This window comes from Streptomyces sp. NPDC050147 (assembly GCF_040660195.1).
Taxonomy (GTDB): domain Bacteria; phylum Actinomycetota; class Actinomycetes; order Streptomycetales; family Streptomycetaceae; genus Streptomyces.
Window position 1 is genome coordinate 1 of sequence record NZ_JBFALJ010000057.1, and the last position, 11,529, is coordinate 11,529.

Below are 11,529 nucleotides of genomic sequence, written 5' to 3' on the forward strand. Positions count from 1 at the left end.
GACGGTCAGGTCATCGGCGAAATGCCGGTCGCCGGTGGCGTCAGGCACGTACTTCACGGTGACAACGATCCTCAAGCTCACGCCGGCTCTCCTACCTGGTGTGGTTCGTTATGACGACGGTATGGCACTCAGTACCCCCTGTAAAGGTACGTAGTGCCATACAGGCCCTCACGATGCTACGTTCCCCGCATGACTGAGGCGCGCGGACCAGCGAAGAAGGCCCCCATGCGGGAGGTGCTCGCCACGGCGGCGTTCCAGCTGTTCCTGGAGCGGGGCTTCGAGCAGACCACGGTGGACGACATCGTGGCGCGGGCCGGGGTCGGACGCCGCTCCTTCTTCCGGTACTTCCCGTCCAAAGAGGACGCGGTCTTCCCCGACCACGAGAGCTGCCTGGCCGACATGACGGCTTTCCTGGAGGCGGCCGGCGGCGCCGATCCGGTGGACGCCGTGTGCGATGCGGCCCGGATCGTGCTGCGGATGTACGCCACGAACCCCGAGTTCTCCGTGCAGCGCTACCGCCTCACGCAGGAGGTCCCCGGCCTTCGTACGTACGAGCTTTCCGTCGTGCGCCGCTACGAACGCACCATGGCCGGCTATCTCCGTTGCCGTTACGCCGACGCCGAGGACGGCTCCCTGCGTGCCGAGGTGATCGCCGCCGCCGTGGTCGCCGCGCACAACAACGCCCTGCGCTCCTGGCTGCGTTCGGGAGGCGACGGCGACGCCGAGGCGGCGGTGGACCACGCGCTCGGGCTCGTGCGGGAAGGGTGGGGGAGCGGCGCCACCAGGGCGGACGCAGCCGACGACGCGCAGGAAGACGTCGTCGTCATGGTGGTCTCGAAGCGTGCCCCCATGTGGCGCGTGGTGCAGCGCGTCGAGTCGGCCCTCGGCCAGGAATCCGACTGAGCTGCACTCAGTACCTTTACCTCTTGGCACTCAGTGCCATATGGTGCGGATGCGTCGACGCCGAGCGCGGCGCATCCGAGCCGAGTGCAGGTCAATGCAGGGGGTCGAGACGTGTCCCACCAGGAATTGAGCATCGCGCCCACAGAGCACGAGCGAACCGGCATGATCTACCAGCGCTGCCGATGGTGCGGCACCGCGTCCTTCCGGCGCATGCTGTGTCCGGTGTGCGCGTCCAGCGATCTGGAGACCGAGCGGAGCGACGGCGAAGGCGTCGTCGTCCAGTCCAGCGTGGTCAACCGCTACACCGGCACCGCACGCAACGAATCCCTCGTCCGTTTTCCCGAGGGGTTCGTGTTCCGCTGCCGTGTCGTGGGCGCCTCGCCGCATCTCGTGTGGGTCGGCGCGCGCGTGCGGCCCGTGGCCGGGTCCGATCCGGAGACCGGCGAAGCCGTCTTCGAGCTCTGCGAGACGAACGCGAGCGCCGACTGGTAGTGCGTTCCGATCAGTTGACGCCGCGCTCGCGGCCCTCCCAGTAGGGCCCCCGCAGCTTGTACTTCTGGAGTTTTCCGGTGGCCGTACGGGCCAGTTCTGCGCGGAACTCCACCGAGGTCGGCGCCTTGAAGCCGGCTAGGTGCTCCTTGCAGTGCCGGATGAGCTCCTCTTCCGTGGCCTGTGTGCCGGGGGCGAGGACGACCAAGGCCTTGATGGTCTCGCCCCACTTCTCGTCCGGCACTCCGATGACGGCGACCTCGGCGACCGCGGGATGGCTGAACAGCACGTCCTCCACCTCGATCGACGACACGTTCTCACCGCCGGTGATGATGACGTCCTTCTTGCGGTCGCTGATCGTCAGATGGCCGTCCGGGCCGATCGACCCGCCGTCGCCCGTGTGGAACCAGCCGCCCTCCAGCGCCTGAGCGGTCTCCTCCGGCTGCTCCCAGTAGCCTTCAAGGATCACGTTCGAGCGGGCGAGGATCTCGCCCTCGTCCGACGTGCGCAGCGTGACGCCCAGGGCGGGGGCCCCGGCCTGGACGAGCTTCTCCGCGCGCTGCCGTGAGGTGAGGCCGTCCCATTCGGCGCGCGTGCGGTTGATGGTGAGCAGGGGAGAGGTCTCGGTGAGGCCGTAGATCTGGATGAACTCCCAGCCGAGCTCCGATTCGACCTGCTCGACGGTCGTGGTGGGCGGTGGAGCGCCCGCGACAATGATGCGCACCCGGTCCCGGCCCGGGATCTCCCCCTCCCACGTCCGCGCCGCGGCAAGCACCGCGTTGACCACGGCGGGCGCCGCGCACATCACCGTGACCCCGTGCTCGGCCACCCGGCGCAGGATCTCCGCGCCGTCCACCTTGCGCAGCACGATCTGGCGCGCGCCCATGCCGGACATCGCGAACGGCATGCCCCAACCGTTCGCGTGGAACATCGGCAAGGTGTGCAGATAGACGTCCCGGTCCGTGACCCCGGCGTGCAGCGCGAACGTCAGGGCGTTCACCCAGATGTTGCGGTGCGTGATCTGAACGCCCTTGGGACGCGCGGTCGTTCCGCTGGTGAAGTTGATGGTCGCGGTGGCGTTCTCCCCTTGCTCCCAGGGCTCGGGCTCGGTGTCGAACCGGTACAACTGCGCGTCGGACTCGGGCCCGAGCGTGTAGCGGTGCTTGCAGGTCACCCCTGAGAGGCGGTCCTCGAGCTCAGGGTCGACGAGAAGGACGCTCGCCCCCGACTGGCCGACGATGTACCCCACTTCTTCGGCCGACAGGCGGAAGTTGACCGGCACGAGGACCCGCCCGTGGCCGCTGACGCCGAAGAATGACGTCAGCAGCCGCGCGCTGTTGGGCGAGACGACCGCCACCCGTGCGCCGTGCGGCACCCCGAGCGCGTCGAGCCCGGCGGCCTGGGCGCGCGCCAGCTCACCCACGCGCCGATAGGTGAGCCCTTCCCAGGGCTCGGCCGGCTGGTCGGGTTCGTCGACGATGCCGACCCGGTCCCCGTACACGGCCGTGGCGCGGTCCAGAAAATCAAGGGCCCCGAACGGGACGAACATCCTGGCCTCCCGAAGCTCAGTCGATGTACGCCGCCTATCCGACCATGCCCCGACGGAAACCGGACCCCCGACGCCCGCCGCTCACCCGGCCGGCTTCGGGGCCGCTTGAAGTCGCCGCAAGGACGCCACCAGTTGATCCACCTCCTCGGACGTGTTGTAGAGCGCGAGTGAGGCGCGGGCCGCCGACTCCAGGCCGTAGTGGGCGAGCGCGGGCTGGGCGCAGTGGTGGCCCGCGCGGATGGCGATGCCGTCGCGGTCGAGCCAGTCCGCGACGCCTGCCGGATCGTGGCCCGCGAGGGTGAACGTGAGGACCGCGATCCGCTCGGGCGCCGAACCAAGGACCTCCAGGCCGGGCACCGTGGCCAGGGCCTGTTGCGCGTACGTCATGAGCGCGCTCTCGTACGCGGCGACAGCGTCCCGGTCGAAGGACGTGAACCAGTTCAGCGCGGCAAGCAGGCCGACCACGCCCGAGATGTGGCCCGTGCCGGCTTCCAGGAGGCGAGGGACCGGCGCGAACGTGGTCCGCGCGAAGTCGACCGTGTCGATCATGTTGCCGCCGCCCTGCCACGGCCGCATCGCCTCGAGGATCTCCGGCTTGGCGTAGAGCGCGCCGATGCCGGTCGGGGCGAAGAGCTTGTGCCCCGAGAAGGCGTAGAAGTCGGCGTCCAGATCCCGCACGTCGACCGGGAAGTGCGCGACGGCCTGCGCCCCGTCCACCAGGACCTTGGCGCCGTAGCGATGGGCGAGGGCGGTCATCTCCTTCACGGGCGGGACGGTGCCGAGGACGTTCGAGGCGTGGCTGACGGCGACGAGCTGGGTGCGGGACGAGAGGAGGTCGGCGTAGGCGTCCTGGTCGATCGCACCCTGGGGAGTGAGGGGGATCGGGACGACGCGTGCGCGGGTCTCCTTCGCGATCAACTGCCACGGCACGATGTCGGAGTGGTGTTCGAGGACGGCCACCAGAATGTCGTCCCCGGGCCCGAGGTTGGCCCGCCCCCAGCTCTGGGCGACGAGGTTGATGGCCTCGGTCGTGCCGCGTACGAAGACGATGTCGTCCGGCGACCCGGCCCCGAGGAACCCGGCGACCGCTGCCCGCCCCGCCTCGTACATCTCCGTCGCCTCGCGGGCCATGGTGTGCGCGCCGCGGTGGATGTTGGAGTTCGCGGCGCCGTAGAAGGCGCCGAGCGCCTCGATGACCTGGCGCGGCTTCTGCGTGGTGGCGCCGTTGTCGAGCCAGACGAGGGGGTGGCCGTTGACGGTGCGCCGCAGGATCGGGATGTCCTGGCGGGCCGACTCGGGGGAGAACCCCGAGGATTGCGGCTGCGGAAGGGCGCCGGCATCGGGCGTCGCGGCTCCGGCCTGCGTCCCGCCCGGAAGGCCCGCCCCACCCGGAAGGCCCGCCCCGCCGGGAAGCCCCGCCCCGCCCGGAAGCCCCGGAAGGGCCGGCCCTCGGGCCGTAACGTCAGGAATAGTCATGGTAGTTGGACACCTCGACGTTCTGCAGGACGGCGATGGCGTCCTCGACCAGGACCGCGGTGTTGAAGTACGCCGTCATCAGGTACGACGTGATGCCCTTCTGGTCGACGCCCATGTTCCGCATGGACAGGCCCGGCTCGACCTCGTCCGGGACGCCCGCGGGCCGCAGCCCCACGACACCCTGCTCGGCCTCGCCCGTCCGCATCAACAGAATCTCGGTGGTGCCGAGTCCGGCGCCCATGCCGCCCGAGAACCGCACCTTGTCCGACGGAAGCAGCGGAACACCGCGCCAGGTCAGGAGCGGACTGCCGAAACGGTTGTCCGTCACCGGGGGCACGCCACGGCGCGTACATTCCCGGCCGAAGGCGGCGATCGCCCTGGGGTGGGCCAGGAAGAAGCCGGGCTGCTTCCAGACCCGCGTCAGGAGCTCGTCCAGGTCGTCCGGGGTGGGTGCGCCGGTGCGCGCCTGGACCCGCTGCCCGGCGGAGACGTTGTGGAACAGGCCGTGCTCCGGGTGGTTCAGGAGCGAGGACTCCTGCCGCTCCCGCAGCGCCGCGATGGTCAGGTTGGACTGCGCGCGGGTCTGGTCGATGGGCCCGTTGTAGAGGTCGGCGACCCGTGTGTGCACGCGGAGCACCGTCTGCGCGAGCGTCATGTGGTACTCGCGGGGCGCGTCCTCGTAGTCGACGAACGTCCCCGGCAGATCCGGCTCGCCGACGTGCCCCGCGGTCAGATCCACCGGCACCTCGGCGCCGGGTGTCGTGGTGTCGCCCTCGCGGTATCCGGTGATCGCGCCGGCCAGCGCCTCGTCCTGGTCGGCGAGCGCCGTCAGGGCGCCACGGTCCGCGCAGAGCGCCAGGCCGGGGGTGAGCGCCTTGACGCGGTACGGCATCGTCTGGCCCCGGGTCCACGCGCCGAGGTCGAAGAACTGGCCGTCGCCGATGACTTCGAGCAGCGCGTCCTCGCCGTACCGCCCCGTCATCCGCTTCTCGGCCCTGCCGTGCACCACCACCCACAGCCGGTCGGCGCTGTCGCCTTCCTGGGCGAGCACCTGCCCGGCCTCGAAGGTGACCTCGGTGAAGGCGCCGGCCAGCTCCGCGAGCAGCGCGTCGTCGGCGTCACGGAGGTAGGGCACCTCGCGTAAGTCACCGGGTACGACACGCTGCGAGCCGTTCTCCTCGTACGTGGTGACGCGATCGTCACCGAGCACGAACGTCCTGCGCCGGTTCACCCGGTAGATGCCCGACTCGACGTCCACCCAGGGCAGGGCGCGCAGCAGATAGCGCGGGGTGATGCCGCGCATCTGGGGAGTGGTCTTGGTGGTCGTCGCCAGTTGCCGTGCGGCATCCGGACCGAGTGCGAGCCGGTCGTTCACTGGAACCTCCTGGAAGAACGGACTGTCCTGGCTGCCGAGATGGCGTTCGGGGCCGATCGTCTGCTGGTTGCCCCATGGCCACAAGTAGCCGTTTATGGAGGCTGAGCGAGAAAAGGCCTGAAATGACCGGACAATCGGCCTCGCACCCCGTGACCATCCGTCCAGGGCTCCGCCGTGGAATCCGTCCACAGCGGATATGGGGCTCAAATCATCCCGATACCGGATCCACGCACCCATGAAAGGAGCGCTTATGACTCGGGTATCGGGGTGAGGAGTCGGGAAGGATGGTTCCGGTGCGAGGGGCGGTCCCCTCCGGTTCATGAAGGGTGCGGCGATGACAGATTCGGTTTCTGGGCGGCTCACCGTCTCGCGGGCGACGCTCGACGACTGGCAGGTCGTCATCGGGTGGGCGGCGGACGAGGGGTGGAATCCGGGCCTGCGGGACAGCCCGTCCTTCTTCACGCAGGACCCCGACGGATTCTTCATCGGCCGCGTCGACGGCGAGCCGGTCTCCGCGATCTCGGTCGTGAACTACGACGAGGTGTACGCCTTCCTGGGTTTCTACCTCGTCCGCCCCGACCAGCGAGGACGTGGCCACGGCCTCGCGACCTGGCGGACGGCTCTCGCCCACGCCGGCAAACGCACCGTCGGTCTCGACGGCGTGGTCGCCCAGCAGGACAACTACCGCCGTTCTGGCTTCGAGCTCGCCCACCGCACCATCCGGTACGTGGGCCCCGCGCCCGGCGGCGCTCCAGGACCCGCACGGGTCCTGCCGGTCGAGGCCGCGGGCCTGCGGGCGATCACCGCGTACGACGCCGCGAGTCACCCGGCGGACCGCCCCCGTTTCCTGCAGTCGTGGCTGACCGCTCCCGGGCACCGCGCCCTCGCCCGGATCGTCGACGGCACCATCACCGGATACGGCGTGCTCCGCCCGGCCCACGGCGCCCTGCGCATCGGGCCCCTGTTCGCGGACACGCGCGCCGACGCGGAGGAGCTCTTCGACGCGCTGACGGCGGAGGCGGACGACACACCCGTCGTCATCGACGTCCCCGAGACCCAGCCGCACGCCGTCGCCCTCGCCGAGTCCCGCGGCATGAAGCCGACGTTCCCGACCGCCCGTATGTACACCGGCCCGGTGCGGGAGCTGGCCGAGGAACGCGTCTTCGGCGTCACCACGCTCGAACTCGGCTGAACGGCGAGGGCCGGGCGCACCGGGCCCCGGCGCACCGGGCCCCGGCCCTCGCCCGCGCTACGTGATCGTCAGCCTCTTCTTCGCCTTGGCCTCGGAGCTGTTGCCGACGTAGAGGTCCACCGCCCCCTCCTCGACACGGAACTCACCGTCCTCCGTGTTCGTCCAGAACCCCAAGTCCTCGGCGCCGAGCCGGAAGCGGACCGTCTTCGACCTGCCGGCCTTCAGCGTCACCCTGCGGAACCCGCGCAGTCTGCGCACCGGCTGCGCGATGCTCGCCGCGATGTCGTGGACGTACAGCTGGACGACCTCGTCGCCCGTGCGGTCGCCCGTGTTGCGGACCGTGACCGAGACCTCCAGGGTGTCGCCCTTGCGCAGCGCCCGCGCCGGCACGCGGTCGTGGCTCAGCTGCGGCTCGCCGATCTCGAAGTCCGTGTAGGACAGCCCGTGGCCGAAGGCGAACTGCGGGTCCGGGGGCAGGTCGAGGTACTTGGACGTGTATTTGTTGTCCGCGCTGTACGGGCGGCCCGTCGACTCGTGGTTGTAGTGGACGGGGATCTGGCCGACCGTCCGCGGGAACGAGACGGGTAGCTTGCCGCCCGGGTTGACCTCGCCGAACAGCACGTCGGCGATCGCGTTGCCCGCCTCTAGTCCCGGGTGCCAGGCCTCGAGTACGGCGGGCGCCGACCTCAGCCAGCCGCCGAGGGTCAGCGGACGCCCGTTGACCAGGACCACCACGAACGGCTTGCCGGTCCCGGCGATCGCCTCGATCAGCTTCTCCTGCCCGCCCGGCAGGCTGATGTCGCCGCGCGCCGCCGCCTCGCCGCTCATCGCCGGGGGCTCGCCGACCACGACGACGGTGACATCGGCGTTCTTGGCCGCGGAGACCGCCGCCGGGATGCCACTGGTGTCCTCACCTCCCGCGTCCACGCCCTTCGCGTACGTCACCTTCGCCCGCGGAGCCGCGGCCTTCACCGCGGCGAGGATCTTCCCCGAAGGGAAGTTCTTCACAGCGCCGGGGAACGTCCACGTGCCGAGCAGGTCATCGGAGTCGCCGAACGGGCCCACGACCGCGATCGACCCGGTGGATTTCTTGAGCGGCAGCGCCTTGCCGTCGTTCTTCAGGAGCACCATCGAGCGGGCGGCGGTCTCGCGGGCGGCCTTGCGGGCCTCGGCGGACGGCTTGTCGATGGCGGCGCCCTCGTCGACGTACGGACGGTCGAAGAGCCCAAGGGCGAACTTCAGGCGCAGGATCCGAGTGACCGCTTCGTCCAGGCGCTGCTCGCTGATCCTGCCGCCGCTCAGCAGCTTCTTGCCGTGCCTGGCCAGGTCCGTGCTGGCCATCTCCATGTCGACGCCGGCGTTCAGCGCGAGGCGGGCCGCGTCGGCGCCGTCCTCGGCGAAGCCGTGTGCGACGAGCTCGTCGACGCCGTTCCAGTCGCTGACGACGAACCCGTCGAAGCCCCACTCCTTGCTCAGCACGTCGGTGAGCGTGTGGGAGTTGCCGTGGGCCGGCACGCCGCTGATGGTGTTGAAGGAGGCCATCACCGTGGCCACGCCCGCGTCCAACGCCGCCTTGAACGGCGGCAGATAGTGGTTGCGCAGGCGCGACTCCGACACGTCGACCGTGTTGTAGTCACGGCCGCCCTCGGCGCCCCCGTACGCGACGAAGTGCTTGGCGCAGGCGGCGACGCGGTCCCTGGCGTCGAGTCCCGAGCCCTTCTCGCCCTGGTAGCCCTCCACCTTGGCCACCGCGAACGCCGTCGTGAGGTACGGGTCCTCGCCGCAGCCCTCGGCGATCCGGCCCCAGCGCGGCTCGTGCGTGACGTCCATCATCGGCGAGAACGTCCAGTGCACGCCGTTCGAGCGGGACTCCTTCGCCGACACCTCGGCGTCGCGCCTGGTGACCTCCGGGTCGAAGCTCGACGCCTGGGCGAGGGGGATGGGGAACGTGGTCCACAGGCCATGGATGACGTCGAGGCCGAAGAGCAGCGGAATGCCGAGCCGGGACTCCTCCACCGCGATGCGCTGCAGGGCGTTGCTGCTCTTGGCGCCGAAGATGTTCAGGACCGAACCGAGCCGTCCGGCCCGCGCCGCGTCCTCGACGTCCTTGGTCTCGCTGCCGCCGGGGCCGGTGCTGACGCCCCAGGGGAGCTGTTGCAGCTGACCCAGCTTCTCTTCGACAGTCATACGGTCGAGCAGCTTCTTGATCTTCGGGTCGAGGGGGCTCGTGGGGCTGGGGCGTCGTGGCGCGGCGTGGGCGATCCCGGTGCTGGCGGCGGTGAAGCCGCCCCCCGCGACAGCCGTGCCGCCGATCGCGGACAGCAGAGTACGCCTTCGTAGCTCTCGCATGTGTTCGCCTTCTCGCATCAGGAAGTCGACAACCCCTGCGATGGTCACAAGAGTTGAAGCGAAAGTACGTTCCTGTTACACGCGGGTCAAGGGATGCGGCAGGGACGCGCGGGGTCTCGTACGGGTGTCCTGCACTGGACGCTTGACCTCAAGGAAGCTTGAGGTTCTACGTTCTTCTCATGAGCATGGAAACGACAGCCTGGACCCAGCTGCAGAGCGTGATGCACGCCGAGCAGGACCGCCGTCCCTTCGCCCGCGCCACCTTGCGCCGCATCGGGACCTTCGCCCGCCCGCACAAGCGCCGCATCGTCTACTTCGTTCTCCTGAGCGTCATCACCGCACTGCTCGCGGTGGCGACCCCGGTCCTGGCAGGCAGCGTCGTGGACGTGATCGTCAAGGACGGTGAGTCCTCACTGGTCGTCCGGTACGCCCTGCTCATCGCGGCCATCGCCGTCGCCGAGGCCGGCTTCGGACTGCTCGGCCGCTGGCTGTCGGCGAACCTGGGGGAGGGGCTCATCCTCGACCTGCGGACGGCCGTCTTCGACCACGTACAGCGCATGCCCGTCGCCTTCTTCACCCGCACCCGCACCGGCGCGCTCGTCAGCCGCCTCAACAACGACGTGATCGGCGCCCAACGCGCGTTCAGCAACACGCTCTCCGGAGTCGTCGGCAACGTGGTCACGCTGCTCCTGACCCTGGCCGTGATGCTGACGCTCTCGTGGCAGATCACGCTCCTCGCGCTGGTCCTGCTGCCCGTCTTCGTCGTGCCCGCTCGCCGCATGGGCTCCCGGATGGCGAAGCTCCAGCGCGAGGCCGCGCACCACAACGCGGCGATGGGCACGCGGATGACCGAGCGCTTCTCCGCTCCGGGCGCCACGCTCATCAAGCTCTTCGGGCGGCCCGGCGCCGAGTCGGAGGAGTTCGCCACGCGGGCCCGGCGGGTGCGGGACATCGGTGTCCGCACGGCCATGGCACAGTCCACGTTCATCACCGCGCTCACCCTCGTCTCGGCCCTCGCGCTCGCCCTCGTCTACGGCCTCGGCGGCTACTTCGCCCTGAACGGCACCCTGGAGGCGGGCGCGATCGTCTCCCTCGCCCTGCTCCTGACCCGCCTCTACGCGCCGCTGACCTCCCTGGCGGGAGCGCGGGTCGAGGTCATGAGCGCGCTCGTGAGCTTCGAGCGGGTCTTCGAGGTCCTCGACCTGAAGCCGCTGATCGACGAGAAGCCGGACGCACGCGAGGTCCCCTCGGGCCCGGTGGCGGTGGAGTTCGACGACGTCCGCTTCGGCTACCCGTCCGCCGACAAGGTTTCCTTGGCCTCCCTCGAAGAGGTCGCGTCCTTGGACACCCGGGGCGGCGACGAGGTCCTGCACGGTCTCTCCTTCCGTGCCGAGCCGGGCCAGACCGTGGCGCTCGTCGGATCGTCCGGCGCGGGCAAGTCGACGATCGCGCAACTGCTTCCGCGCCTCTACGACACGGACGGCGGGGCCGTGCGCATCGGCGGAGTCGACGTCCGCGACCTCTCGGCGGCGTCCATGCGCCAGACCATCGGCATGGTCACCCAGGACGGCCACCTCTTCCACGAGTCGGTCCGCGCCAACCTGCTGCTCGCCCGCCCCGGGGCCACCGAGGACGACCTGTGGGACGCCCTGCGCAGGGCCCGCCTCGAAGACCTCGTACGCTCCCTGCCCGACGGCCTCGACACCGTGGTCGGCGAGCGCGGCTACCGCCTCTCCGGCGGCGAGCGCCAGCGGATGACCATCGCCCGGCTGCTGCTCGCCCAGCAGCGGGTGGTCATCCTCGACGAGGCCACGGCGCACCTCGACAACACCTCGGAGGCGGCGGTCCAGGAGGCCCTCGCCGAGGCGCTGGAGGGCCGCACCGCGATCGTCATCGCGCACCGGCTCTCGACCGTGCGCTCCGCCGATCAGATCCTCGTGGTCGAGGCCGGACGGATCGTGGAGCGCGGCACGCACGAGGAACTGCTCGCGGTGGAAGGCCGGTACGCGGAGCTCTACCGCACCCAGTTCGCGCACAAGCCGGTGCAGATGGCGGCGTAGAAATCGCGAGAAGGGCGCCGGGCCGAAGGGAGAACCCTTCGGCCTGAGGCACTGTTGCCGCGGATCACGATGAGTCGTGTGTCCTCGGTGCCTACCTTGCCCGGCGCCCCGTCAGTCACCGAGGCTCAACTGCAGC

8 protein-coding genes and 1 pseudogene are annotated in these 11,529 nt (G+C 70.2%); 4 read left to right on the plus strand and 5 right to left on the minus strand.

From position 1 onward, the window contains the following. Nucleotides 1-81: pseudogene (locus AB0I94_RS41775) on the minus strand (electron transfer flavoprotein subunit beta); the annotation flags it as partial. Between the two features lie 108 nt (nucleotides 82-189). On the opposite strand from AB0I94_RS41775, the gene AB0I94_RS41780 reads away from it, so the two are divergent. Both AB0I94_RS41780 and AB0I94_RS41785 read left to right on the plus strand, forming a co-directional pair. Beyond that, the gene (locus tag AB0I94_RS41780) at nucleotides 190-903 is read left to right on the plus strand and encodes a TetR family transcriptional regulator (protein ID WP_363315060.1); all 714 of its coding nucleotides are present in this window, start codon (nucleotides 190-192) and stop codon (nucleotides 901-903) included. A 162-nt stretch (nucleotides 904-1,065) separates the two neighbouring features. Then, the gene (locus AB0I94_RS41785; RefSeq protein ID WP_363315067.1) at nucleotides 1,066-1,395 is read left to right on the plus strand and encodes a zinc ribbon domain-containing protein; all 330 of its coding nucleotides are present in this window, start codon (nucleotides 1,066-1,068) and stop codon (nucleotides 1,393-1,395) included. 10 nt (nucleotides 1,396-1,405) lie between these two features. On the opposite strand, the gene AB0I94_RS41790 is transcribed toward AB0I94_RS41785, so the two are convergent. The 3 genes from AB0I94_RS41790 to AB0I94_RS41800 all read right to left on the minus strand — a co-directional run bounded on the left by AB0I94_RS41790 (nucleotide 1,406) and on the right by AB0I94_RS41800 (nucleotide 5,792). Next, nucleotides 1,406-2,941, minus strand: a complete 1,536-nt coding sequence (locus AB0I94_RS41790) for an AMP-binding protein (RefSeq protein WP_363315061.1) — start codon at nucleotides 2,939-2,941, stop codon at nucleotides 1,406-1,408. Between the two features lie 81 nt (nucleotides 2,942-3,022). Then, nucleotides 3,023-4,417, minus strand: coding sequence for a cysteine desulfurase (locus AB0I94_RS41795; RefSeq protein ID WP_363315062.1), 1,395 nt, complete (start codon nucleotides 4,415-4,417; stop codon nucleotides 3,023-3,025). Then, nucleotides 4,404-5,792 carry a family 2B encapsulin nanocompartment shell protein gene (locus tag AB0I94_RS41800; RefSeq protein ID WP_363315063.1) on the minus strand — a complete coding sequence of 463 codons (1,389 nt, stop codon included), beginning with the start codon at nucleotides 5,790-5,792 and terminating at the stop codon, nucleotides 4,404-4,406. Before AB0I94_RS41800 ends, AB0I94_RS41795 begins: the two co-directional genes overlap by 14 nt. Before the next feature lie 334 nt (nucleotides 5,793-6,126). Here AB0I94_RS41800 and AB0I94_RS41805 point away from each other — a divergent pair, with 334 nt between their 5' ends. Continuing rightward, nucleotides 6,127-6,984 carry a GNAT family N-acetyltransferase gene (locus AB0I94_RS41805; protein ID WP_363315064.1) on the plus strand — a complete coding sequence of 286 codons (858 nt, stop codon included), beginning with the start codon at nucleotides 6,127-6,129 and terminating at the stop codon, nucleotides 6,982-6,984. 57 nt (nucleotides 6,985-7,041) lie between these two features. Here the strand turns inward: AB0I94_RS41805 and AB0I94_RS41810 are convergent, their stop codons facing one another. Beyond that, a complete protein-coding gene (locus tag AB0I94_RS41810; RefSeq protein ID WP_363315065.1) occupies nucleotides 7,042-9,333 on the minus strand; it encodes a glycoside hydrolase family 3 N-terminal domain-containing protein in 2,292 nt (763 codons plus the stop codon). A gap of 179 nt (nucleotides 9,334-9,512) precedes the next feature. Between AB0I94_RS41810 and AB0I94_RS41815 the strand changes: the two genes are divergently transcribed. Continuing rightward, complete coding sequence (locus AB0I94_RS41815) at nucleotides 9,513-11,393, plus strand: ABC transporter ATP-binding protein (RefSeq protein WP_363315066.1); 1,881 nt, start codon at nucleotides 9,513-9,515, stop codon at nucleotides 11,391-11,393. Nucleotides 11,394-11,529 lie beyond the last annotated feature (136 nt).